This is a genomic window from Candidatus Bathyarchaeota archaeon (assembly GCA_026014685.1).
Classification (GTDB): Archaea; Thermoproteota; Bathyarchaeia; order Bathyarchaeales; family Bathycorpusculaceae; genus Bathycorpusculum.
This window is the reverse complement of sequence record JAOZHW010000001.1, coordinates 14,000-38,526: the sequence shown is the minus strand read 5'-3', so window position 1 is coordinate 38,526 and position 24,527 is coordinate 14,000. Positions and strand designations below refer to the sequence as shown.

The 24,527-nt window shown below is 46.1% G+C and carries 23 protein-coding genes; 18 read left to right on the top strand and 5 right to left on the bottom strand.

The window, feature by feature from the left end; genetic code table 11:
- Nucleotides 1-4: 4 nt before the first annotated feature.
- The 15 genes from NWE96_00170 (at nt 5) to NWE96_00100 (ending at nt 18,235) form a co-directional block, all read left to right on the top strand.
- Nucleotides 5-1,774, top strand: a complete 1,770-nt coding sequence (locus tag NWE96_00170; protein MCW3982391.1) for a hypothetical protein — start codon at nt 5-7, stop codon at nt 1,772-1,774.
- A 109-nt stretch (nt 1,775-1,883) separates the two neighbouring features.
- Nucleotides 1,884-2,531 carry an AAA family ATPase gene (locus tag NWE96_00165; protein ID MCW3982390.1) on the top strand — a complete coding sequence of 216 codons (648 nt, stop codon included), beginning with the start codon at nt 1,884-1,886 and terminating at the stop codon, nt 2,529-2,531.
- Nucleotides 2,532-2,553: 22 nt separating this feature from the next.
- A complete protein-coding gene (locus NWE96_00160; GenBank protein ID MCW3982389.1) occupies nt 2,554-3,774 on the top strand; it encodes a glycosyltransferase family 4 protein in 1,221 nt (406 codons plus the stop codon).
- A 1-nt stretch (nt 3,775) separates the two neighbouring features.
- Entirely contained in the window at nt 3,776-4,399 is a 624-nt protein-coding gene (locus NWE96_00155; protein MCW3982388.1) for a hypothetical protein, read from the top strand.
- Nucleotides 4,400-4,443: 44 nt separating this feature from the next.
- Nucleotides 4,444-5,508, top strand: a complete 1,065-nt coding sequence (locus NWE96_00150) for a Gfo/Idh/MocA family oxidoreductase (protein MCW3982387.1) — start codon at nt 4,444-4,446, stop codon at nt 5,506-5,508.
- Between the two features lie 60 nt (nt 5,509-5,568).
- Nucleotides 5,569-6,921: a polysaccharide pyruvyl transferase family protein gene (locus NWE96_00145; GenBank protein MCW3982386.1), complete on the top strand. Its 1,353-nt coding sequence runs from the start codon at nt 5,569-5,571 to the stop codon at nt 6,919-6,921.
- 2 nt (nt 6,922-6,923) lie between these two features.
- Complete coding sequence (locus NWE96_00140) at nt 6,924-7,679, top strand: class I SAM-dependent methyltransferase (GenBank protein MCW3982385.1); 756 nt, start codon at nt 6,924-6,926, stop codon at nt 7,677-7,679.
- Between the two features lie 45 nt (nt 7,680-7,724).
- Nucleotides 7,725-8,834, top strand: a complete 1,110-nt coding sequence (locus NWE96_00135; GenBank protein MCW3982384.1) for a glycosyltransferase family 4 protein — start codon at nt 7,725-7,727, stop codon at nt 8,832-8,834.
- 13 nt (nt 8,835-8,847) lie between these two features.
- On the top strand, nt 8,848-10,422 hold the full coding sequence (locus tag NWE96_00130) for a flippase (GenBank protein MCW3982383.1): 1,575 nt from the start codon (nt 8,848-8,850) through the stop codon (nt 10,420-10,422).
- A gap of 207 nt (nt 10,423-10,629) precedes the next feature.
- Nucleotides 10,630-11,736 (top strand): FtsX-like permease family protein, encoded by a 1,107-nt coding sequence (locus NWE96_00125; protein ID MCW3982382.1) that lies wholly within the window; start codon nt 10,630-10,632, stop codon nt 11,734-11,736.
- The gene (locus NWE96_00120; protein MCW3982381.1) at nt 11,733-12,911 is read left to right on the top strand and encodes a hypothetical protein; all 1,179 of its coding nucleotides are present in this window, start codon (nt 11,733-11,735) and stop codon (nt 12,909-12,911) included. Before NWE96_00125 ends, NWE96_00120 begins: the two co-directional genes overlap by 4 nt.
- Complete coding sequence (locus tag NWE96_00115; protein ID MCW3982380.1) at nt 12,908-14,515, top strand: hypothetical protein; 1,608 nt, start codon at nt 12,908-12,910, stop codon at nt 14,513-14,515. The genes NWE96_00120 and NWE96_00115 overlap by 4 nt, the downstream gene beginning before the upstream one ends.
- A complete protein-coding gene (locus tag NWE96_00110) occupies nt 14,505-15,182 on the top strand; it encodes an ABC transporter ATP-binding protein (protein ID MCW3982379.1) in 678 nt (225 codons plus the stop codon). The genes NWE96_00115 and NWE96_00110 overlap by 11 nt, the downstream gene beginning before the upstream one ends.
- Nucleotides 15,183-15,270: 88 nt before the next feature.
- The gene (locus NWE96_00105) at nt 15,271-15,459 is read left to right on the top strand and encodes a hypothetical protein (protein MCW3982378.1); all 189 of its coding nucleotides are present in this window, start codon (nt 15,271-15,273) and stop codon (nt 15,457-15,459) included.
- 91 nt (nt 15,460-15,550) lie between these two features.
- Nucleotides 15,551-18,235 (top strand): PAS domain S-box protein, encoded by a 2,685-nt coding sequence (locus tag NWE96_00100; GenBank protein ID MCW3982377.1) that lies wholly within the window; start codon nt 15,551-15,553, stop codon nt 18,233-18,235.
- A gap of 85 nt (nt 18,236-18,320) precedes the next feature.
- Here the strand turns inward: NWE96_00100 and NWE96_00095 are convergent, their stop codons facing one another.
- Nucleotides 18,321-18,905, bottom strand: coding sequence for a hypothetical protein (locus NWE96_00095; protein ID MCW3982376.1), 585 nt, complete (start codon nt 18,903-18,905; stop codon nt 18,321-18,323).
- Nucleotides 18,906-19,062: 157 nt separating this feature from the next.
- Between NWE96_00095 and NWE96_00090 the strand changes: the two genes are divergently transcribed.
- Complete coding sequence (locus NWE96_00090; GenBank protein MCW3982375.1) at nt 19,063-19,407, top strand: hypothetical protein; 345 nt, start codon at nt 19,063-19,065, stop codon at nt 19,405-19,407.
- A gap of 28 nt (nt 19,408-19,435) precedes the next feature.
- Here NWE96_00090 and ilvD read toward each other — a convergent pair whose 3' ends face one another.
- Nucleotides 19,436-21,067 (bottom strand): dihydroxy-acid dehydratase, encoded by a 1,632-nt coding sequence (gene ilvD / locus NWE96_00085; protein ID MCW3982374.1) that lies wholly within the window; start codon nt 21,065-21,067, stop codon nt 19,436-19,438.
- A gap of 203 nt (nt 21,068-21,270) precedes the next feature.
- On the opposite strand from ilvD, the gene NWE96_00080 reads away from it, so the two are divergent.
- Nucleotides 21,271-21,654: a VOC family protein gene (locus NWE96_00080; GenBank protein MCW3982373.1), complete on the top strand. Its 384-nt coding sequence runs from the start codon at nt 21,271-21,273 to the stop codon at nt 21,652-21,654.
- On the opposite strand, the gene NWE96_00075 is transcribed toward NWE96_00080, so the two are convergent.
- The 3 genes from NWE96_00075 to NWE96_00065 form a co-directional block, all read right to left on the bottom strand.
- Entirely contained in the window at nt 21,651-22,709 is a 1,059-nt protein-coding gene (locus tag NWE96_00075) for an NAD(P)-dependent glycerol-1-phosphate dehydrogenase (GenBank protein ID MCW3982372.1), read from the bottom strand. The two genes, NWE96_00080 and NWE96_00075, sit on opposite strands and share 4 nt — an antisense overlap.
- Before the next feature lie 163 nt (nt 22,710-22,872).
- Entirely contained in the window at nt 22,873-23,001 is a 129-nt protein-coding gene (locus NWE96_00070) for a hypothetical protein (GenBank protein ID MCW3982371.1), read from the bottom strand.
- Between the two features lie 179 nt (nt 23,002-23,180).
- On the bottom strand, nt 23,181-23,927 hold the full coding sequence (locus NWE96_00065) for a hypothetical protein (GenBank protein ID MCW3982370.1): 747 nt from the start codon (nt 23,925-23,927) through the stop codon (nt 23,181-23,183).
- A gap of 328 nt (nt 23,928-24,255) precedes the next feature.
- Between NWE96_00065 and NWE96_00060 the strand changes: the two genes are divergently transcribed.
- The gene (locus tag NWE96_00060; protein ID MCW3982369.1) at nt 24,256-24,525 is read left to right on the top strand and encodes a 50S ribosomal protein L14e; all 270 of its coding nucleotides are present in this window, start codon (nt 24,256-24,258) and stop codon (nt 24,523-24,525) included.
- Nucleotides 24,526-24,527: the final 2 nt, after the last annotated feature.

Here is a 24,527-nt window from a genome sequence, read left to right as displayed (position 1 = left end):
CCTTATGTTGTCTTTGTCTTTCTATGAAGCATTAGTGCTCTTCGCGGTTGCGTTGACGTTCTTCTATTTGCTCTGTTTACTTTTGCCGCATAAAAAGGACCCCAACGTGCCAATTCTCAAACCAAACAGGGGGCTGCTTTTAATCTGCGGGATAATTTTGGGCCTATTCTGCCTTTCTCCTTTCATGGTTGCCCTGCAGGGACCTCGCCCCATGTGGTTTTTTGTTTTCTTAGTCATTACGTTTATTGTGAGTTACGTTACGGTGTTCGCATACCGCAGCTGGAAACTTGCTTTAATCGTGAATGTGTTGATAACCTCAGTTTTTTCCCTCTCCATTTTTTCAGCTTTAGGAGCTATGAATGGTGGAACAGCTTTTGTGAGTGACGGTTTTGACATAGCCGCAAAATACATTATCCGCGACGGCAACTTTGGTAACGCTGGGTTAAACGAGCCTTATTTTGAATTTTTCCCCGCTACTTCAACGCTCTACGCAACACTTTCAATTAACTCAGGCTTAAACGTCTCTGCGTCGTTTGTGATTTTAGGGGTGTTACAAACCGCACTTTTTGCGGCTGTAATTACTGTACTTTTAAAGTTCTTTTCCGAATCTCCAATCATTGCCGTTTTAGCAGTGCCCTTTATCTTATCAAACCCCCGTCTCGGCGTTTGGCAACCACATGCATCTTTCCTAAGTTTACTTTTCGGTACTTTACTCATTTATCTGCTACTTCTCAGGATAACTCCAGCACCTAACGCCTATTCTGGCAAAATCTTTCCATTTCTCTTTGTCCTATTGGGTTTCTCTTCAGTTGCGCATCATACTTCGGGAGCAATGTTCATAGTCGCCTTAATCTGCGGTTTAATTATTTTCGAAATAGCACATCGTAAATTGAGTCATCAACCTTTGCTTAATTGGCGGTACGCTGCAAGATTGCTTTCATTCTTTTTAGTGTTAGCATTAGCTTACTGGATTTACACTTTCGCTTTGTACTCAATGCTTCCCCGGGTGAGAAACACAATCAATGGCCTGTGGGATTTTCTGCAGACAGGGAATCCCGTCTATAATTATTTACCAAAACAAACCCTAGAAAGCCCAATTCAAGCTTACAGTTGGGCGGTCCCAGTAGCTATTGCGGCATCCTTCATACTTTTTTCAATCATACAATACCTAAGAAAAAAGGCAGTTATTTTTGCTCCAGCGAAACAGTACACCAACATATTTTTAGTATCCGCTGTTGCCATTAGCATCCCGCTTATCATATCGGCTTTTGCATTTAAATTGGCAACTACTGCGGCAAGTTCAGAGCGGTACTTCTCAGCTGCACCCTACTTGCTTCTCCTCTTGGCAGCTCCGTTGATAATCCAAAAAATGTCCAACACTAAACTCGCTAAATCTCTGGTGTTTTGTTCGGTCATAGTGTTATTGCTTGTTGGCGCGACATCATATACTTGGAACATTGATAACGTAGTTGGTAAACCCGTTGCGTTAAGCGAATCGACAGGTATCTTCTTGAGTAGTGTCGTCGCAGATAACTCCACAATTTTCTCAGAAAACCCATACTTAACTTCTCAAATCGCCCTTAACGGCAACTTGGCGATTAAAGAAGGCCGAGCAACTGTTTTTAACGATTTAACGCACGGTCACACAATGCAGGCTGATTCAAGCTCTAAGGCAACCATTTACCTTTCAGAAAAATCAACCACTCAAGCCATAAACCTAACTCAGGTTAATGTTCTTTACGCCTCAGGACAATACCATGTGCTGTCACCCTAAACTATAACTGTAGACAACGGGTATACGATGATTAACTTGCTTGTATCCCTCTCCTCCACTGTGACACTTCCTGTAATCAGTTATAGCTATCTCTCCATATTTTCGCTGTTTGATTACAGTAAACACTCAAAAACCTGATGACGTTTTGTTGCTATTTTTTGGTCCAGATGGTTCAGGAAAAACAACCCTTGCAAAAGCCTCCGCTGAGCGTTTAAGGGAAAAAGGGTTTAAAGTCAAGGTTTCATGGATGAGAGGTACTCACACGTTCGCATCCTTCATAGCCGCTTTTCTCTCTAAATTCGCCGTCTTTGAAGGGACTGCTAACCCCTACTACAACATCAGCATCCCCCCCAAGTTGAAGAGGGTTTGGCAAACCATTGAATTCGTTTCAGCGCTTCCAATCGTGCTGTTTCGTTATACTATACCCAGCGTTTTTGGCTTCTACGTTGTTGGAGAACGCTGCCCCATAGACTTCATCGTTTGGGTAGCATTCACAACTGAGGACGAATCCTACATTAACGGTTTTGCATCAAGGGTATTGCAAAGTCTGACCCTAAAAAAAAGCAAAGCCGTCTACATAACCGCCGACCTAAACACCCTTCTAACTCGACGAAAAGACATCACACCCAGCAAACTGAGCATACAGCAGCATCTCTACAGAAAAATTTCTGCCTCAGTCAATGCCTACACACTTAACACAACCGAAGGAAACCCCCGGTTGTCGTTGGAAAAACTGACGGTTATGATCCAACTATGAACGCGCTGAGTTTAGCCACGATTTGAGTTCTATACTGGTTATTCTGGAAAAGAAGCCTTTCGGCGGCGCAGAAAAAGCCACCCATCTAATAATGAAATTGCTATCCAATCAGGGCTTCAATTTAACAGTAATCGCCGGGGACTCAGTGGTTGAAAAGATTGGCCAAATAACATGGGTTTACAATCCGCTTCTGGATGCGCCTTCCAAATTTCATTTATGGACTAATCTGTTAACCCGTGATTTGAGTGAAATTGTTACACTGATAAAACAGAACGATGTGGTCTATATCCCACGGCTGGCTTACCCTTTGATTCCCTTGGCTAAGCGGTACGGAAAAAAAGTGGTCGTTCACTTGCATGATTATCAACCCCTATCTTGCTGTGCCGCAGTTTTTCCGAACTCCGAAACTGTTGATACTGGTTTGCTTAACGATATGAAGATCAGCTTGCAATACGAGTTTAAATCAACTCATAGCTTGCAGAGGGCATCCATGTTTTCGCTTTGCGCGCCGTTTAATCAACTTTGCAAAAAGTGGCTGGAGTACGCGGATGAAATCATTTGTGTTTCAGAAAGGCAGCGGCAAATAGTTAAGGCTGCTTTGCCCCAACTCGCAAACAAACTAACCACGATATACAATCCTTTACCTGAGCAAGCTTTATTCAAGAAAGAACTTTCCCCAAACAAGCCGTCGATACTTTTCATGGGGGGCGACAGTTACGCAAAAGGTTTCGACACTTTCCTGAGCGCGTCACAGAGAATTCTAAAACGTGGCGTCAAAGTGGAATTCAACCTTACAAGAAATGTTAACCAGAAAAACCGGTTGATGCTTGAGCGGTTATCTCAGCGTTTTGATGGCGGATACAACATTTTCGGATACTTAGATCATTCTTATCTTCTCAAGCTTCAATCAGCATCCCATGCTACTTTGTTTCCATCTATTTGGGAGGAACCTTTGCCCTATGCGGTGGCTGAATCCATGCTTTCAGGCACACTGCCCATTGCTTCCAAAGTTGGCGGTGTCCCAGAAATAGTGGAAGGTACTGTGGCAGAGAAACTCCTATTCAATCCTTTAGACATCGAGGAATGTGTTGAGCGTATAGAAACAGTGCTTGGAATGTCTAATGATGATATAATCGACACCGGTTACGGGCTAAGAGAGGCAACCCTTGCACGATTTAGTGTTGATCATATTTCAATCAAACTACTCAAAGCGTTCAAAACAACAATCAACTGTTTAGATTGACATGCCCAAAATACGGAGAGGTCAAATCATAGTTATCTACGGTCCAGATGCCGCAGGCAAAACCACACACTCAAAACTGCTCGCCCAACATTTAGCAGGCTACCGAAAAGTGAAGCTAACTGAAATTTCTTTGCGCCACCTGTTAATGTTTCCTGTGTTCAAGTTTTTTGAAAAGTTCGGGAGAAAAACACGTGTTGGTCCTTCGCTGATGCTTCCTGTGCTTCCTAAGGATGATGTTCGGCTTATTCTTGAATTCTTTTCTATTAGTGTGCTTGTTTTGCGTACAAGACTGCTTAAAGCCTTAGGATACATTGTTATCGTCGAACGCTATGTTCCTTCAACTATCGCAGCTTTAACCTACATATACGGAAAGGGCTTCTTGAAACGGTATATAGCAGCTCTTTTAATCAGGTTCATGAGCGGTACTCTGCAGATTCGATTAGACATAAACTATCAAACACATCTCCAGCGTAGGGAAACAACTTTTCAAAAGCGTGAATGGATCCTGATTCAGAGAGCAATTTACAATCGTTTTACTCCGAACCTCTTGTCAATTAATACTGAAAGTATGAGTTTGAATGCTTCTCAGGATCTTATTCGTAAAAGTTTAGCATGCAAGCTTTGAGCGTGCCCTTACGTCGAGTTTATTGGTAATTAGGTGAAAGAAGTATGAGTTTAAAAGTTTGTTTAGTAGGCTGTGGAGTCTCTGGACTTCTACAGCATATACCCGCTTGGAAACGAGTCAAGAATGCGTCTTTGATAGCAATATGCGACAGCGACAAAGACAGATTGAACCGAGCCTCCGCCATGTATCAAATCAATAATTGCTACACCGACATGGAAACCATGATTGATGAACTGAAACCCGCCATCGTAGACATCAGTACCCCGCCAGCAACTCATGCTAAACTCGCGGAATCAGTACTTGAAGCAAAATGCAACCTTGTAGTTCAGAAACCAATGGCCCTAACCGACGATGACTGCGACAAAATGATAGACCACGCAGCAAAAAATAATGTAAAGCTAGCCGTTACACACAACTTAAAGTTCCTTCCTACATATATTGAAGCAAAAAAAATTATAAAAAGCGGCCAAATCGGGTCTATCATAAAAACTTCAGTCAGCGTCTACATCGGTAAAGAAGACCCATACGTAACCAACAAAGACCACTGGTGCCACAAACTCAGAGGCGGCGTAGTAGCTGAACTTATACCGCATCCACTTTACTTAATTCGATATTTCATAGGCGCAACTAAACTTCAAAGCGTAAGCGTCAGAAAATCCACCGAGTACCCTTTCTTGTCGGTTGGCGATCTCAGAGCAACGTTGGATGGAGAAACTGCATTAGGCGAAATACATTTGAGTATGGGTTCTGAACGAAGCGCTTGGTTAGTCACCGATATTTTCGGAGCAAAAGCCGATTTGCGCTTGATAAACGATAACGTTCTCATTACGATGGGGCATAACTATGGTCCAGTATCTAGCCTGTCAACCTTTACCAAAGCCTCTTTTGGCGGAATAAAAACCTCTATACGAAATTCTCTGAAGTACAACTTCGGGCATTTCTATCACAGCTTAGAAGGGGTGCCTACACACCTCAGTTATGGACACTACTTAGCGAACCAAAATTTCGTAAACCACATTTTAAACGGTGAACCCCTTGAGAATACTCCACAAGATGGCGCAAGTGCAGTTAGGCTTTCAAACCAAATAATCAATCACATCACACCGTAATTTAGAACTAAACTGCACTTGGAAAATGACCCACCGAAAACCTGCTAAAAGAGAACTACCTTGAAGCCACTACCGCAAAGCCAGAGATTCAACATTCTTATCACCAATTTTTGGACTGAAAGAAACAAAGGAGACGCGGCTTTGCAGATATCCCTTATTCGAATGCTCAGGGAACAATTTGGCGACGCCAAGATAACGGTCTGTTCCGCTTTTGGAGCCAATCAAATTAACCTCGCTAGAAAAGAAACATGTTTTTCATTCGATGAATCCATCGATGACTTTGTGGGCGGTCTGCAACCGACCTATCACGAAACTGAAACTGCCTCTCATCGTAACAATCTCTTAAACAACATAAAATTAAAAATCCGCGCTCTATTTACCTTGTCATTAACCTTATTTTTTTTAGCCAACTTAGCCATAGGGGTTCCCAGTCGTTTACTTTCACATATGCTTCCTCCGTCGTTCAGAAAAACCCTTCAAGCCTATTCCGACGCCCATCTCATTGTAATGAGGCCGAAGAATATCCGTGAACCCAGCTACCTAACTGGTCCGCTATACCTTTACTACGTTTATTACCCTGCCTTGGTCGGGTTATTAATGCATAAACCCGTTGTTTTCGTCGGGGGTTCAGTTTGGCCTCTTAAAAATCCGCTGTCTGTTGCACTTACGCGATTCGTGTTCGAGCGACTTTTCTTAATAACCGTGCGCGAACACCTTTCTTATGTGAACCTAACTCGGGGTCTGAGAATTAAGAACACTCATGTTTACGAGTTTCCTGATTTGTCCTTCTATATGCTAAACGACTTTAACAAAAGACTAAAAACAATCCGCATGAGCGAGAAACCCTTGATCGGTCTAACAATCGTTGATTGGATAGACCGGGGCGAAACCGCTCGGCAAGCATACCTAAAATCTCTCCAAGCACTCATACTCTATGTTGCCCGAAAATATGAAGCCCAATTCGTGGTTCTCCCCCAAGTTACCTTCGCGCCCCAAGAAACCACTGCAATCCTCAAAAAATTAACTGCCGGTGAATGCGCCAACTACATTCAAGTCATACGCTCAGAGCTATCGGTTGAAGCTTTGCTAAAGCTATATTCGCGCCTAGATTTTTTGGTTGCAACTCGGCTTCACTCAGCGGTTTTTGCGTCTTCTGTTGGTGTGCCAATTTTAGCGATAACATATGAAGGCGGTCCAAAAGCAAGAGGTATCCTTGGCGCACTAGGGCTTAAGGACTCTATTGTGGATTATGCTGTTGAACCGTCTGTGTTAATCAGCCGATTTGAGGAACTTTGGAGCAAACGGACGCAAGTTACCGCGACTGCTCAAGAGAATTTTCCTAAGCTGTACCAAAACGTAACTAACCATGTCCTTGTAATGAAGCAGCGACTAGCAGAAACTGGAATCTATTAAAAATGGCATGCAACTTTCAAGAAAAAGCCAAACAAAGCTTTGACTTCTACCAAAAGGATGGCTTAGTTAAACATCAATTTAAGTCAGAATGCAGTCACCCCTTTCACAGACAAAGATACGCTGTTTTAGTGCAGATTTTGGGGCGCTTTGGAGAAGGCACCATGCTTGACATAGGTTGCGCGGAAGGTTGGTTTACAAAGTGGGCAGTCTCCAAAATGGATACTGTAGTAGGCGTTGATATTTCTGTTCCGAGAATAAGAAAAGCAAACTGCGAAGCAAAAGGCAATAGCGCCCACTTTGTGGTTGCCACCTTCGATAAACTTCCCTTTAAAGAAGGGGTATTTGAGACCGTCATCTGGAGTGAGGGTCCAGAGCATTCCGTTGCCCCCAAAATTGCGTTGAATGAAGTTAGTTTTGTGACAAAAAATTCTGGAATAGCAATATTCACAACGATGGGGTTGTGGCCTCCACTATACTATCAAGAGTTAAGAAAACTTTTTGGCGCTTGGAGTACTGAAGTAAGTGAATGGGAAAAATGGGGACATTACTCTATTTTTACAAAAAAATCTTTCATAGATTTGCTTTCCTCCCACTTTGAAGTAATAACAAGCAAGTTTATTCGGCCTCCCATTGTGTTGCCACTGATTAGTTTACAAGTTGTTTTCGACCAGTTAACTTACAAACTGACGGGCAGATTTTTTGGGTCAGGATGGCCAGGCTTTGGCTGCGTATTTGTTGTTGGCAGAAAACCTGCATAATCACTTTTACTGCATATGAAATGCTCTAACCGGAGAGACAGAAAGATGAGAGTTTGTTTTATCGTGCCTGAATTGTTTGCTTTCAAAAAATTCGGCGGCTACGGAAACCTAGTTCGTATCGTTGCCCGAGAACTTCAAAAAAGAGGTGTGGAGGTTTGCGCGGTGACTTGGCGTGAACCTGGACAGAGGCCCTTGGAGACGGTTGAAGGCATCACCGTGCTGAGTTATCCCTACGATTTCACAAGCGGAAGCGCCTTCTCCCATGCTTTATCTTATCGCAAAGCTGGAGCACTCTACCGCTTAGTCGACGCCGACGTCTACCATAGCATAGAGGCTTCAGTGGAGACCTATCTTGCGGAGCGTGCAATGCCCCACCGAAAACACGTCGTCCATTTTCAAGACCCTTACCTGCCGGAAGATCATGTTTTAATGTCCAAAGTCGATAAATCATACACTTTTTCTAGAACAAAACAAGTTATCTTCTATGCGAACAGAGCCGTTCTCAAACGAGCCTGCAAAAAAGCCACTGCCCTCTACACCCAAGCAAACTACTATGTACCCCGCGTGCAAAAACTCTACGACATAAACCGAGAAATTGGGTTTTTGCCCAACCCCGTTACAGTTCCAAATCGCCCTATGAAAAAAGCCTCTGAACCTACCGTGTGTTTCTTGGGTAGATGGGACCCCCAAAAAAGAGTGGAGCTGTTTCTTGAGTTAGCTAAAGATTTCCCCAATGTCAAATTCATTGCTTTAGGTAGAGGAACCGATGAGCAGTATGATTTGGAAATACGACAAAAATACCGAGACATAGCGAACCTCAGCATGCCCGGATTTGTAACTGACGAAGTCAAATCAGCGCTTCTGGAAAAAAGTTGGATTATGATAAGCACAAGCATCCGCGAGGGCTTGCCGTTGGCGTTTCTTGAGGCGTTGGCTCATAAAACCGCGATTCTAAGTTCAGTGAACCCTGACAATTTGGCAAGCAAATATGGTCTCCATGTTTCAGATAATGAATTTGGCTCGGGGCTGAAATCGCTTCTGGAAAAAGACCTCTGGGCAAACAAAGGCGAAGAAGGATACCGCTATGTCCGCAGTACCCATGAAATCGATAAAGCAATCGACCAATACATAGTAGCCTACCAATCCCCAGCTTAAAAAACTGAACACTGTGCCCGCTGATTCAACTCCGCTAATCCAAGAAGCCCAGAACTCAGCCAAAGGCAGCTTCAACCTTTTCACAGGCAACGCATTGTCGCTGATAATTTTAGCTGTAGGTTCCATTCTTGTCAGTCGTATGCTTGGACCCGACAACTATGGGTTGCTGTCCATTGCTTTGACTGTTCCCTTAACATTGGTCGGCTTAACTGATCTCGGCATAAACTCGGCGATGATTCGTTACTCAGCAAAAATGTTAAAGGATGGCGAAACAGAGCGTTTAGCTGCGATACTGAAAACTGGGCTTATGTTCAGCGCTACATTGGGGTTAGCTATTTCTGTCGCCTGCTATGTGCTATCTGACGTTTTAGCTATGGCGCTGTATAGACCTGAAATCGGCTACGTAATAAGATTGGTCTCTTTGTTGGTGGTTTTTGAAACTGTTTTTCGTTTGTTTAGCTCGATTTTTATAGGCTTAAACAAAACCAAAAGTACAGCGTTGATAATGAATATTCAGGCCGTTTCAAAGGCGATTCTTGCTCCTGTCCTTGTAGTTTTTGGTTTCAGTTTAATGGGTGCATCCATCGGTTACGTGGCTAGTTACGTGACAGCTACCGTTGTTGGATGCATCTTTGTCATTAAATACTACAAGGCTCTCGGCGGCAACTCGGGAAACATATCTTTGGGTGACTTAAAAATGATGATGAAGTATGGTTTTCCTTTGTATGGTTCTGCAGTTTTGCTTCTGTTCCAAGCCCAGTACCAAACAATCGTGTTAGCTTTTTTTGCTTCAAACGCGGAAATCGGCAACTTTAACATTGCAATAACTCTCTCGGCAATGATGAACGTCCTAATTTATCCCTTGATAGCTACTTTTCCGACTTTTTCTAGACTAAAAACCGACGGTAGCGAAGTTAAACAAGTTTTCAAAAAGTCCGCCAAGTACACCGCTTTGTTGGTGGTTCCCGCTGTCGTTTTGATTGCTTTGCTCTCAAAAGACATTGTCTATACAATTTACGGGTCAACCTATACTTCAGCAGGTTTCTACCTCCAATTGTACATCCTTAGTTTTCTATCGGTGGGCTTAGGTTCAATTGCTTTAACTTATCTTTTGAAGGGTATAGGTGAAACTCGCCTGTTTTTTAAGTGGACTTTGATGTCGTTTCTGATTTTTCTACCTTTCGCGCCAATAGCTACCGCTTTTTGGGGTATTCCGGGTTTAATCGCTGCGTATTTATTCTCAAACATTATGTCCCTAAGTTACAGCTACCTTAATGCAGCTAAGAAGAAGTATGTTAGTTTGGATGTTAGGGGGTCAGTCGGGATATACTTTGCCGCCTGTATGGCTGCAATTCCAATAATAGTTATTTCATTCTTTCTTCAAATGCAGGGTCTCCAGGGTTTATTGGTTAATAGCGTGATTTTTTTGATTGCTTACTTGACTCTGCTGCCGCTAACCAAAGCAATAAAACATTCAGATGTAGACAATTTCAAATTAATGTTCAAAAACATCAAATTCGCATGGCCCATCATCAAGGTAATGTTGGCTTTTGAATCTAAGTTGCTTAGTTTTATGCCTCAAGCTTGACTTCTAATGTCAGTTAATGGGTTGCTAGGAAAGTTGTTTTGTTTCTTGGCGTGCGTATGTTTCCTGAAGGTTTAGGCAACGGTTCCCTATTACCTCCCCCGTTGCATTGAAGCCCTCCCCTTTGGCAGAAAACCGCACCCCAAGCAAACGAGCATTCCAGATAGCCACCCACAAAACCACCACAAATAAACCTTTAGCCCATAAAACTTGATTTTAAGCCTAAAACTCTTAATCCGCAAAAAAAGCACCGCAGCCGCCGTTTTAGCCTTGGCGCTTCTAGTTGCTATCGTGGCCTCCATGACTGCCATCGTCAACTTCGTCGATTACCAATCCTCTATACTTGGACAACTCACCAATGTTGGAGATAGATACATACTCTTAAACGTCAGTAGTTCAGCCTTAAGCGACAGCCACCTCACAACCGCCGTTATAGATGCATTAAACAAAGCCAATTTCCGCTACATCTCAGCTCAGAGACTTGAGACTGCTTCCTTGGAGTCAGAAAATGGCAACTTTTCAGCAGAAATCAGGTCGATAGGCGATTTTGGCAGCTATCTGAAAGCTCAGTCAGCAGCGGTTAATGGTTCTGTGGCAGAGTTTGCGGGGGAGTGTAATGTGGGTGTTTTGTTGGCTAAAACCGCGTCGATCGGCAAGGGCGACAATGTCACTGTCTATACGGCGAACTCGGTTTTACATTTGAAGGTTGTGGGTATAGTAACCGTTCACAATCAGCTAGACCGCCAAATCCTTATGCCCCTTCAAAACAGCACGGACACGGTGTCGTTTGTTGAGTTCAGCCTAAAAGCCGCCGCGAACCGCACAGAAACCCTTGCACAGCTTGCTGACTGCTTGCCCGCAGACTCCCGAGTGGTTAAGGTTCAGCAGACCGCGGCCTTTCTGGAGAACTCCAACAGTGAGGTTCATGGCTTTTTGGCTGTGTGGTCTGGGGTGGTTTACGTTTTAGTTGCCGTCTCTTCCTACGTGCTCTGCACCCGCCTGGTGATTGATTCCGAATATGACCTTTCTATGCTTAAGGCGTTGGGCGCCAAGAATCAGCATCTCTTCTTAACGCTCTTTGGCTACGCTGCGGTCGTTGGGTTGGTCGGTGGGGTTGTGGGGGTTTCGCTGGGGATTGTTGGGACCCAGGTGGCGGCTGCTGGTTTGCGGTGGTTTTGGCAGAATGTGTCTGTGACGCCTTTTTTGGGGGCGGCTCAGGTGGCTGAGATGATTGGTTTGTCGTTGCTTTTTTCCCTGTTAGGCTGCCTCTACCCTGCGGTGAAGTCTGCACAGTCCAAGGCGGTTAGTGCCCTGTGAGTGGACTCTACCGTTTCCGCTACATGCGTCTCCGCAACCTCTTAGTGTTAACTGTGGTTTTGGCGTTGGTTTCGACGCTTTTCTCTGTAACCGCAACAAGTTTTCTAGGTTTCTACAACAGCTTCAACGCTTACCTCGGTGAAGGTGAGGATGTGGTTGCGGTTTATGATGCTAAAAGTCGTGTGCCGTTTTCAGGTGCAGTTCCCGCTTACTTCACTGACCAGTTAAGCGAGATCAATGGCGTTTTAGCGTGTAGCCCCGAGGTGATTCTGCCCTGCGTAGCTCGCAACCAAACCCTATTTGTGAGAGGGGTTTTGCCTGAGCACTTCGTTAAATTGAATTCTGTAGAGTTGGTTGAGGGTGTTTTTTTGGGTTCTGCGGATTTGGGTTCGGTGGTGTTGGGTAAGGCTGCAGCTGCACGTCTCTGCGTTCGAACTGGGGATTATGTTTTGGTTTTTGCTACGTTAGCGGACCGCTACCTCGAACTCCAAGTTGTGGGGGTTTTTGATTCGCATTCAAGTCTTGACGATGAAGCCCTTGTGCAGCTTAACGTTGCTCAGTGGCTGAGGTTCAACAACTATGATTTGGTCACAGTGATTAGAGCCAAAATCGACCCTCAAGTCACAAGCCAAACCGCTCTATATGAGGTGTTAGCGAAAAACACGTCTTCTGGCTCTTCTCCATCTTCAAAGCCTCAGACGACTTATCAAACCCTTGTTCCCTGGTCAAGCATCAATTTCGCCGCCTCCAGCCTCGGAGTCGCCAGCCCAACCAACGTCATGAAAGGGTTCCTTGACCGCTTCGGCATCACAAAAGAAGCCCTCACTGTGCTCTCGGTGATGGTTTTCCTGTTTTCAAGCGCCACTATCGCTCTATCTTGCCAGACGCTTCTGCAACAGCAAAAAAGCGACCTCGCCACCTTGCGCTGTTTGGGGGTTTCTTGTCGTCGTTTGAAGCTGGATGTGGCGTGTAGGGTGATGCCGTTGTCTTTTTTGGCGTCGGTTCTGGGGTGTGGTTTGGGTTTGGTGGTTTTGGTTGGGCTTGAGGGGTCGGGGTTTCTGCGGGTGCTTTCTCATGTGGTGGTTTTTTCTGTTGACCCGCTTGTTTTGGCTCTGAATGTGGTGTTGGTTTCGTTGCTTAGTTTGCTCAGTATTGTGTTTTCGGGTTTGGATTGAACAAAGCCCTCCTGTTGGCGTTTGTGGTTTTCACGGGGGCGGTTTTGCTGCGTCTCTACCCCGCTTTAATCAGCGGTCAACCCTTCTCCACTGACGGCTGGAGCAGCATCCGAAACGCCGAACTCTTAATCCAGAATACACCTGTCTCGCTAGCTAACACCAACCTGTTTGACGGCTACAACAACTATTGGCCCGCCATCAGCCTGTACGGCGCGGTTTTTGCACAGGTCACCGCTTTAGCCCCCGTAGACGCCATGGCGTTCGGTGTACCGTTAGCAAGCGCTTTGGCTGTTCCACTGTTTTTCGTTTTGGTTCGTAGGCTAACTGAAAACGACTCGGTTGCCTTGATAGCTTCGGCGCTTTTAGCTACCGCTTACCCCTTTGTCATGTCTTCGGCGGGCGCCACAAAAGAAGCCTTCGCTTTCCCCTTGAGTTTGCTTTTGATTTTAATCTTTATCCAAAAGCCTAACTGGAAGTGGACAGCCCTCTTCTCAGTCGTTTGCTTGGCACTGTTGCTTTCGCATCATTTAGCTGCCGCGTTAACTTTTGCGGCTTTGATTTTTTTAGCTTTCGCGTTCTTTTTCTGTGGCAAGGCGTGCTGGGGTGGTTCAATTAAGCAGGCTGTGGGGTTGTTGTCGATTTTTTTTGCGGTCACGGTCGCTTACTACGCTTTCTTTGCCCTTCAAGGTTTGCCGCTTTCTATGTCGGAGAGTGACGTTTTAACCATCAACGCATACCAAATCGTCGGGCTTTCGTTAGCGATATTTGCCGTTGGTAAAGCGAAGCTGTTCTCCAGAAAAGCTCTCACAATCTCCTACGTCGCTTCAGTCGCCTTAGCCTTCGGTTTTATGCTCTTCTTAACCCGAAAAGCACTGCTGCCCACTGCCCCCACGTTGCCCCTGCACTACGCGTTGTACATGATTCCTTACCTTATTGTTGCGCCACTCTTAGTGTTCGGATTAAAGGGTTTACGCGAGAGCCGCAACCTTTTCCTTTTGCCTGTTTTTTGGTTTGTCACCATAGCCGCTTTTGAGTGCTACGCGGTTTTTGGCGGTTCAGCGGCGGGTTTGATGTTGGCGTATCGAACATTGAACTTTCTGGTTTTACCCATATTCATCATAACCGGGCTCATTCTGTGGAAATTCTACCAATCCCGTCAGCGTATGCGGGGCGGAAGGTTTTGGGCGGCGGGTGTGGCGGTGGTGGTGCTTGCGGCGGCTTCATTGGGGGTTTACACTATGTATGCTGCTGTGTCTATGCAGGAGCAGTATCTGGGGTACTTTTGGCTTTACCGTGCGCCCGAAACCTCAAGTGCCCAATGGATAGCTGCCCACGCCCCGAACGTGACGGTTGCAGGTGACATGAAGGTGTCTTACCTCATCAAGGGCTACCATGATTTGTCGATGGATGTCTTTGGGGGTCTTAAGTATCTGCAATCTGACGGCGCTAAACCCGCATTGCTGTATGTTTACCCAGAAATGACTACAAACGGCTACGTTGTCTACACGGGGTTGACTGCTTCGCTGCCTGAAAATTGGACTGCTAAAGCCGAAGACCTAAACCACGTCTACCAAAACAACATGGTAAACCTCTATGCAAAATAAGCAGCCGCTTGTCGCGTTGAATAACGTTTCAAAAACTTACGGTGCAACAGCCGTTTTAAAAGACATTAACTTGCAAATAAAGGACGGCGAATTTGTCGTCTTAAAAGGTAAATCAGGCGTTGGTAAGACAAGTCTCTTCAAAATTATGGGGCTTCTTGAACCGCCCAGCCAAGGTACGCTGCAACTGTTCGGAAAAGACGCCACAGCGCTCAGAGATAGCGAAAAGTCGCAGTTACGGCTGCGAGAGCTTGGCTTAGTTTTCCAATTTTTCAACTTGTTGCCGTCATTGACTGTGCTGGAGAACTTGGAGTTGCCTATGGCTTTAGCAGGGGTAAAAAAGCCTCTGAGGCGGGCGAGGGCTATGGAGCTTTTGGGGTATTTCGGTTTAGATGGGTTTGCTGGGCGTTTTCCTGATGGTTTAAGCGGGGGCGAGCGGCAGCGGGTTGCAGTTATTCGTGCGTTGGTTAATCGTCCGAGGTTGTTGTTGGCGGATGAGCCGACTTCAAGTTTAGACGATGAGAACGCGGCTCTCTTGATGGAAATGTTGTTTGGGATTAACCAGAAAGAAAACGTCACCGTTGTTGTTACGACGACGGATTTGACTTTGATGTTGCCTAAGACTAAGGGTTATTTGCTTGTGAAAGGCGAGTTGCTGTCTGAATGGTAGATTCGTTCAGCTTCCTGTTCCGATTTGGAATCTACTTTAATTTTAAAAGGCCACGGCTTCACAAAAAACTGCAGAGGAGATGAGAAATTTGGCTGCTATCGGTAGGAAACGTGTGGAAGTCACCATGACGCGACCATACTTAGAGGCAATGGACCTGCTAATTCAAGATGGACTCTACGAAACCCAAGCTGAAATCGTCAAAGACGCGTTGCGGCGACTCTTCAACCATTACGAAATACCTGCCATGAGAGAGGCATGCACTTCAAACGACCAATAACATTATCTCAATTTTATTTTTAATTACTATTTTTAATTCATAACATGTTTAAGTTAACCTGCTTCTTTGATGTTGGAGCTCCTAGGTTGCATTGGGCGCATTAGCCACACATGACGTTGGTTGCTTAATAGGTTCCCAAACCAACGTAATTCGAATCCTACACGTCGATGATGACTCTGCATTGTTAGAGGTCTCTAGGCTAGTGCTGGGTCTGGAGGGCGACCTTGAAGTAGACCAAGCCACCTCCGCGGACGAAGCGCTCCAAAAGATAGCCAACGGCAACTATGATATAGTCATCTCGGACTATGAGATGCCTCAAAAAGACGGCCTAGAACTCCTAAAAGCGCTACGCGACCAAAACAACAGCATCCCCTTTATCCTTTTCACAGGAAAAGGCCGCGAAGACGTCGCCATAAAAGCCCTCAACTTAGGCGCCGACGGATACCATAACAAGCAGGGATCAACCGAAACCGTCTACGGCGAATTGGTTCACAGCATTAGAGTGCTCGTGGAGCGAAGTAAAACAAGAAAGGCGTTGGTGGAGAAAGAAGAGACTTTCTCAAAACTTGCTTCTCAATCTCCCGGTATGCTCTACCAGTTTGTCCGAAAACCAGACGGCTCCTACTGTGTGCCCTACACTTCTAAACAGATTAACGAGATTTTCGGATGCACTCCTGAGGCGGTTCGAGACGACTTTTCACCCATTGCTAAGGCGATATTGCCTGAGGATCTAGAGAAGGTAATAAAATCGATAGAGGACTCGGCGCAGCATCTTACTCCTTGGCAATGTGAATACCGTGTTAGGCTCCCCGACGGGATACATTGGATGTGGGGGCAGTCAACACCTGAAAAACTAGCGGATGGACGCATAGTCTGGAGTGGATTTAACACTGACATCACTGAACGCAAAAAGGCAGAAGAAGCCCTAGCTCAAAGCGAAGCGCGGTACCGTAGCCTCTACGAGAACAGCTTCGACGGCATAATGCTTTCAAAACCTGATGGAACCATTTTAGCTGCCAATCCGCAAGCGTGCCGCATGCTGGGTATGACTGAGGAGGAAATCAAAAAAGCTGGCCGCGACGGAATCGTAGTCCAAAATGGTAATCAAGCTCTAGCGTTACTGGAAAGCGACCGAACCGGTCGTGTAAGAGCTGAACTTACCTTCAAAAGAAAAGATGGAACCACCTTCATCGGCGAGGTTTCTTCAAACGCCTTTACAGACATAAACGGTGAGAAAGTAAAAAGTGTCTTAATCCGAGACATAACCGAGAGCAAAAACGCTGAAGACCGCCTAAGGGGAACCTTTGAGATTTTAGAAAAAGTCAGCGAAGGCATCGATGCAGGATTAGCAGTCATTGACAGAGAATACAATGTAATCTGGGCAAACAAGCGACTAACCGATATGGGCGTATTAAAAAACAAGAAATGCTTCTCCGCGTTCAACAAAAATGAGGTTTGCCCCGACTGTGGCGTAAAAAAAGTCTTCGAGCAAAACATTCCGCTCTCAGTTCATGAATACGAATCAGTTGACGACAGCGGCCAAACCATCTGGACAGAGTTAAGGGTAACCCCCATAAGAGATCAACAGGGCCACACCATAGCAGCAATAGAGTTGGCAATACCCATAACTGAGCGTAAAAAAATCGAAAAAATGTTACAGGACAATCAGGAACGATTACAGGTCGCCAACGATGAATTAAAGCAAAGCGAGGAGCGTTACCGTTCACTATTCGAGCAGGCGCCCATCCCCGTGGCAATAACCACGCTCGACGGCAAAGTCATCGATGCCAACCAAGCCATGCAGAAGTTGATGGGTTTACCTCTTGAAGGCCTGAGCAATGTTTCTGTGGAAACTTTCTACGTGGATCCTCAAGAAAGAGAAAAACTAATCAAGATAATAAAAGAACAAGGCTCCGCAGTAGACTTCTACACCCAACTAAAAACTGCTACTGGCGAAATTATAGATGCAGTGCTTAACGTTTCAAAATTCCAAAGCGGCCAAAAAACGCTGCTGCGGACGACAATTCAAAACGTTACTGAACGCAAGAAAGCCGAAGACACACTAAACGAAATCTTCGAAAAGTTAGTCTTAGTTAACGAGAAATTGAATGTGGTTGGCAGAATCACCCGCCACGATGTCCGCAACAAGCTTAGCGCAATCAACGGTTACGCTTATCTGCTTAAGAAGAAACACTCCGATAAACCTGACATTGTGGAAGCGCTCTCCAAGATGGAGCAGGCAGTTAAAGAGTCCACAAAAGTTTTCGACTTCGCACGCATGTATGAACAGCTTGGTGCGGAAGACTTAACCTACATCGACTTAGGGCAAGCGGTAACTAAAGCAGTAACGCTTCTTTCAGGATTCAACCTCAAACTCGTAAACGAATGTACAGGTTTGGAGGTGCTTGCTGACTCGCTTCTTGTGCAGCTTTTGTATAATTTGATCGACAACACGATGAAGTATGGCCAAAAGAGCACAACCATAAAACTGTACTGGCGACAAACAGCCGATAAAGGGGTACAGTTGATCTACGAAGACGACGGTGTGGGCGTACCCATTGAGAACAAGAGCCGCATATTCGACGAAGGCTTCAGTACAGGCGGAAGCAGCGGATACGGCTTGTACTTGGTGAAGCGGATGATGGAAATCTACGGCTGGAACATAGAAGAGAACGGCGAACCTGGACAGGGCGCAAAATTCACAATAACCATCCCCTACCTAAACAGAAGAAATCAAAAAACATACCGAAACCAAACCAATCAGACCCCTGATTAACAGCAAAGCGGCGATATTGTGCCTTTAAATAAGGGAGGGGGCCTCTGCCCTGAGAGGTCGCGTGGCTTCAACATAGGGCAGCCACTTATTGATCCTTAGTTAACCATTCTGCAAGAGTCACTTGGTTGGTGTTACCCACTTTCTCCAACGAAACGATACCCCGCTCAGAAAGGCGCGCGATGATGCGGTGGGTTTGGAGTCTACTCAGACCAGTTTCGGCTTTGATGTATTTTTGGAGGTACTTACCTTTGTGGGCTTTTAGGGTGTCTATGACTTTGCGTTCTTCTGCGGTGAGGGTTTTAGAGACGGATTCATACGCTGAAACTGCGGTTCCGTTCCCCTGAATAGCGACGGTGTTTGGCGGAGGTAAGGTGGCGGTGCCAATTCGGATTTGGGGATAAAAAAGGTAGTAAGCTACTCCGACAACGCCTACTATGGTGACTCCGATTAAAACGGCGAATAGTATGCTGAAGTAGGGGAGCCATGTGTTGGTTGTGGTGGTTTGGTTGCCCATCATGCCGCCCATCATGTGTCCGTTGCCCCACATTTGGCTCATCCAACTGTAGGGGTCTTGTTGTGTGGAGAAGAGGGCGAAGGCGAGGGCGGTTGTGGCGATGAGGGCGGCTATGGCGGTTACTAGCAGGATTAGGAAGAGGTTAACTCTTTTCATACTATATCTAAATTAGACTTATCATGCATGGATTTAAGCATTCTCAAAAACCACACCCCTTTTACCATGCGAAACCGTTTCAAAAAACTGTTTCATTTCTGTTTCAGCTAACAGTCAAACCATCCGCAGCCCATAGTATAGGTTGAGGTGAAAAAACATGAACACAAAAATCATCCTCGCCATAGCCGCAATCGCCCTCGTTGCCACAGCCCTTGTCGGTGTCACAGCAGCCCAATTCGCAGCCAACCAAACAACCAACCAAACTGCCAACACCCAAACACTTCCACCCTGCGCTGCAGCCAACGGCGCGGCACCTTACTGCCAAAACTCCACCACTGGTGAATCGTACTGCAACAACTACGGTGCCTGTACAGGTTACTGCCAAAGTGGACAAGCATGCAACGGTTACTACGCTCAAGAACAAAACCAAAATCAATACCAGTACCGCTATGGATGCGGCGGTGGCATGATGGGTAGAAATAGTTGGGGTCGCTGCTGGTAAAAACAGCTAACCCCTTTCCTTCTTGTTTTTATTCTGTTGGTGTGGGTTTGTAGCGGGATAGGATGCCTTTGCTGATTTTTGGGGGTCTGGGTTTCCAAGCAGCCAACCTTGCTTTGAGTTCCTTGTCGCTTAATTCGACGTTTAGGGCGCGGTTGGGTATGTCGATGGTTATAACGTCTCCGTTTTTGATGACTGCGATGGGTCCGCCTTCGAAGGCTTCAGGTGCAACGTGACCGATGCTTCCGCCTCTGGTTGCGCCGCTGAACCTCCCATCCGTGATCAAAGCGACACTTTCCGATAACCCCATACCTGCGATGGTTGCGGTTGGGAAAAGCATCTCTGGCATGCCAGGGCCGCCTCGTGGTCCTTCATAGCGGATGACGACTACGTCGCCTGCTTTGATTTTGCCTCCTTTAATGGCTGCAAGGGCTTCGGATTCGGAATCATAAACTTTGGCTGGACCTGTGTGCTTCTGCATTTTCTCTGAAACGCCTGCAGTTTTGATGACTGACCCTTTCGGCGCGATGTTGCCAAACAAGATGGCGATGCCTCCCTCTTTGTGAACTGGATCCGCCATTGAATGAATGACGTTGCGGTCAAGGACAACTGCATCTTTGATGTTTTCTTTGACGGTTTTTAGTGAAACTGTTTGACATTTGAGGTTTAGGAGGCTCTTGATTTCAGCCATAACCGCGGGAACTCCCCCTGCCGCATCTAAGTCTTCGAGCGCGTAGATGCCGCTTGGAATCATGCTACAGAGGTGGGGTACTTTTCTGCCGATTGCATCAAAAGTTGAAAGCGGCAAGGTTACGCCTGCTTCTTTTGCGATAGCGGGCAAGTGCAGAGTGGTGTTGGTTGAACCGCCCAAAGCCATGTCCACGGCAACGGCGTTTTCGAAGGCTTCTTTAGTTAGGATTTTAGATGGCTTGAGGTCGTTTTGGACGAGTTTAACAATCTGTTTACCCGTTTCTCTAGCCAGTCGAAGCTTAAAGGCGCTGTTAGCCAACGAAGTAGCACAGTAGGGCAGCGACATGCCAAGCGCTTCAGTCATACACGCCATAGTGTTAGCAGTAAACATACCGCTACAACTGCCGCATCCTGGGCAAGCGTTCGCCTCCAACTCTAACAGTTCAGCTTCGGTCATTTTTCCTGTAGCAACCTGACCAAAGGTGGCTTCAGGCATGCTGGCGTAGCTGACTTTTTTGCCGCGGTGACGGCCTGCTGCCATCGGTCCACCTGTAACCATGATGGCGGGGATGTCCACGCGTGCAGCTGCCATGAGCATGCCAGGGGTGATTTTGTCACAGTTAGTAACTAGAACTACTCCGTCGAGGCTGTGAGCTTGGAGCATGATTTCTACTGAGTCAGCGATGATTTCGCGGCTGGGCAGCGAGTAACGCATACCGATATGTCCCATGGCGATGCCGTCGCAGACTGCTATGGTGTTGAATTCAAACGGTGTGCCGCCTGCAGCTAGGATGCCTTCTTTTACGGCGTTACCGATGGTTTGGAGGTGGATGTGTCCGGGGACGATGTTGGTGTAGCTGTTTGCTACGCCGATAAGTGGCTTAGCGAGGTCGTCGTCTTGTAAGCCGAGGGATTTTAAGAGTGCGCGGTGAGGCGCTTTCTCGATTCCTGTCTTGATTTGGTCGCTTCTCAAACTTTAAACCTTCTAAACAAATCTACTGAGAACTATTTGATGGGTGTTACTGTTAAGTTTTTTGTGCCCACAGAAAGATTGTACCACACAAACCTGCTCGGTCATTGATGGAGATTAGAAATAAAGTTAAATTTCTAAATCGCCCATATAATAGTGACTTCTGCCAAACACGTTTAGGGTGCGTCTGGAGGTGAACATCAAGTATGGATCACACACTTACGCATTTTGAAATCCCAGCCAACGATGTAGAAAAACTCAAACATTTCTACGAAGAGGTCTTCGGATGGAAAATCACCCTCATAGAAGGCCCCCTCGAGTACTGGGCAATCCAAACCGTTCCCCTCGACCCCAACGGCAAAGCAATCCGCCCCGGAGTCAACGGCGGCATGTACAAGAAACTAACTCCAGACAATAAACCCTTAAACTACTACACCGTCGAATCCATAACTGACTTCCTCGACAAAATCGTTCGGTTAGGCGGTAAAGTCATCATGCCCAAACAAGAAGTTCCCGAAGTCGGCTGGATCGCTGCCGCCGAAGACCCAGAAGGCAACCCGTTTGCGCTACTGCAGCCTCTGCGTGTCTAGTCGATTATGCCTGTTGCTCTGGCAACCGTTTCACAAGCATCGTATCCCAAGTTGAGTTTATGCAGGATGGTGTAGCGTTCAGGGCGAATTTGCGCAGCCACTTGAAGCGCTTTAACGACGTCTACATCTTTTACGCCCAACTCTTTTGCAGTAATGGGCGCGCCGAGTTGTTTAAGGGTACTTTTGATTTTCTGCCAGTTCGACCCATGCAAAAACGAAGTTAAAATTGCTCCGACGCCGCATTGCTCACCGTGCAGCGCGTGGTGGTGGTTCACGTGGTCAAGTGCGTGGCTGAAGAGGTGCTCGGAGCCGCTGCAGGGGCGACTGCTACCCGCGATACTCATGGCTACGCCGCAGCTAATTAGAGCTTCAAGCAATACCCGTAACCCTTCGTCTTGGCGGTAAACAATCAACTCAGCGTTCTCTGTGACAAGTTTAGCGCTCATCAATGCGAGGCTTGCTGCGTAGCCGCCGTAGTACTCCCCTTTTTCTTGATGTGCCAATCGCCAATCCTTGACGGCGGTGAATTTGCTAATCACGTCTCCGCAGCCACTTATGACAAACCGCCAGGGCGCCTTGATGATGATTTCCGTGTCTGCGACGATGGCGAGGGGTGCTTGGGCGAGGACTGAGTAGGGTTTCTCGGAGCCTTTGACTGATGCCAATGGGCTGGCGATGCCGTCGTGGCTCACCGTGGTTGGGACGCTGATGAAGGGGATGTTTTGGCTTGCGGAGCTGACTTTGGCTGCGTCGATGATGGTTCCGCCGCCGACTCCGAAGAGCACATGTGGTTTTTGGCGTTTAAGCTGCTCCTCAACCGTGATCAAGTCGTCTACGGTCATGGATTTAACCAGAAAAGAATCCACCGTTAACCCTGTCTTCGCCAGTAACTCCATGACTGTTTTGCCCGCGACATCGTAACAAACAGAATCCGAAAGCACCAACGCTTTGCCTTTTAGGCCCAGTCGACTGACCACTTCAGGAAGCCGACTTAAGGTGCCTTTTCCAACTATGACTTCGCGGGGCAACTGCATGTAATGGTAGCTTAAACTCAAAGGGTTCCACTCGTAGCTGCAAAACTATGTTGGGCTGCTGTGTTTTAAAACGTTTGGGCACTAACCCGACAATACATCAAAAAAGGTATTGGAAAAAGAAAAGTGGGAGGCAAGTTTTCGGGCTTCCTTTTTTGTTTGGCTTTTAGGGTGGTATGTTCTTTTTTTAGTGTTTGTTTCTCTTCGAGCATGGTTTCATGACGGCGTTGAGCTGAGTCATCATGTCGTTTATGCGTAGGTTTAGCATGCTGATTTGCTGCATGACTGGTGAAGCTTCAGCGGTGTTGTCGGCCAATGTATAGTCACCTCCGATTGTGGAGTAGGAATTTAAAATCGGCAGAACGGTTATGGTAAGTGGGCGGTAAGTGAAAGTGAACCCAATTTGGGGTAGTTTGTATTCAGGGGAACCCTAAAATCGATGATATGAAAGCCTATTCAAAGACAGGCGTTGAGGGCTTAGAGGATTCAATAAAATTAAGGATAGGTTGCTTTCCGTTTATGGAGAAATACGACCACAACTACTAGTAGAACTGCAATGGCACATAACAAAGCAACCGTGGCAATTTGCAGCCAATCTAAACCCAGAAAGGGCACAGTTTGAGAACCAGACTGGTTAGAAATGGATGTTGGGTTTTGTGAAGTCGAAGCGGCTGGAGTTGACGAGGGGGGCATGGAGGAGGATGGGTTTATGGTGCCGTCGGTCATATTTACTGTTTGTGTGTTACTCCAATCGCTTGCCGCAATGAGGGTGTATGTAGTTGGCTGTCTAGTCGCCGCTTGAAAAGAAGTTACGTTATATAGTAAAGCTCTAACTGAAAAATCCACTTGAGCATTAGAAGGATAACTATTTGCACTTTCATATAGCACTGTAAATTCAGAATTCGACGCACGCAATGGTTGAGTCTCTATTATTAACCAGTAAGCCGAAGAGTCAAACTCAGCGGGGTAGTCATAAGGCGCAATCATTTTCTTCCAATTCTCTTCAAAATGACCTTTTGTACGAACGTCATAGAAGAGAACATAGTTACGGTTGTATGGTTGATTCTTTATATGTAGTTCGATAGTCTTATTTTCCACATGAGTACTCGGACGGGTTATGGTTGAACCGTTATATGGGTTTGTAGAAGTACTTGTTGGGGTATCATAGGAATTGTCTACAAGTTTGAGGGTGAACTCTGGTGGGGATAGTGTGGGTGTGGATGCATAAGAAGGTTTGACCATTATTAGGCTCGAGATGGCTAGGATGATGATAAGTGCTAAGGCATAACTTTTGTGCATAGTTACCCTTACTTTAATTTATAGTAATATTTGTGATTTGGTTCTTGTAAAGTTTACTGCACCTTCGGAGATTTTTTACTCGCCTGAATCATGGGTGGGAAAAGTATAGGCGTTTTTGTTATGCCGCTGGCGCAACCCGTTGGTTGTTGTTGAGTATAAGGGGTTTTCTGCAAAAACTACTACTAAAAAACCCTAAATCTTGTCGGGTTCTGTGTTATGCTTATATTTACGGTTTGCAGTAGTAGTGTCCTCTATCAGGAGACAAATTGATATGCCAGCTATTGAAGTCGGCAGAATATGCGTCAAGCAAGGCGGCCGCGAATGCTGCACCAAATGCGTCATCATCGACGTCATGGACAAAAGCTACGTATTAGTCACAGGCCCCAAAAAAGTCACAGGCCTAAAACGCAGACGCGCCAACATAAACCATCTTATGCCCCTAGAAGACAAAATCGAGGTTAAACGGGGCGCATCAGACGACGAAGTCGCCGCTGCATTGGACGCTGCAGGTAAAACCGCAGAAATGACGCATCATCACTAGCC

What these genes read in the sequence shown, in the direction of transcription:
- NWE96_00110 (MCW3982379.1), top strand. Translation starts at nt 14,505, where the DNA reads ATGCAAAATAAGCAGCCGCTTGTCGCGTTGAATAACGTTTCAAAAACT.
- NWE96_00060 (MCW3982369.1), top strand. Translation starts at nt 24,256, where the DNA reads ATGCCAGCTATTGAAGTCGGCAGAATATGCGTCAAGCAAGGCGGCCGC.
- NWE96_00140 (MCW3982385.1), top strand. Translation starts at nt 6,924, where the DNA reads ATGGCATGCAACTTTCAAGAAAAAGCCAAACAAAGCTTTGACTTCTAC.
- NWE96_00065 (MCW3982370.1), bottom strand. Translation starts at nt 23,927, where the DNA reads ATGGTCAAACCTTCTTATGCATCCACACCCACACTATCCCCACCAGAG.
- NWE96_00135 (MCW3982384.1), top strand. Translation starts at nt 7,725, where the DNA reads ATGAGAGTTTGTTTTATCGTGCCTGAATTGTTTGCTTTCAAAAAATTC.
- NWE96_00155 (MCW3982388.1), top strand. Translation starts at nt 3,776, where the DNA reads ATGCCCAAAATACGGAGAGGTCAAATCATAGTTATCTACGGTCCAGAT.
- NWE96_00080 (MCW3982373.1), top strand. Translation starts at nt 21,271, where the DNA reads ATGGATCACACACTTACGCATTTTGAAATCCCAGCCAACGATGTAGAA.
- NWE96_00090 (MCW3982375.1), top strand. Translation starts at nt 19,063, where the DNA reads ATGAACACAAAAATCATCCTCGCCATAGCCGCAATCGCCCTCGTTGCC.
- NWE96_00095 (MCW3982376.1), bottom strand. Translation starts at nt 18,905, where the DNA reads ATGAAAAGAGTTAACCTCTTCCTAATCCTGCTAGTAACCGCCATAGCC.
- NWE96_00170 (MCW3982391.1), top strand. Translation starts at nt 5, where the DNA reads ATGTTGTCTTTGTCTTTCTATGAAGCATTAGTGCTCTTCGCGGTTGCG.
- NWE96_00150 (MCW3982387.1), top strand. Translation starts at nt 4,444, where the DNA reads ATGAGTTTAAAAGTTTGTTTAGTAGGCTGTGGAGTCTCTGGACTTCTA.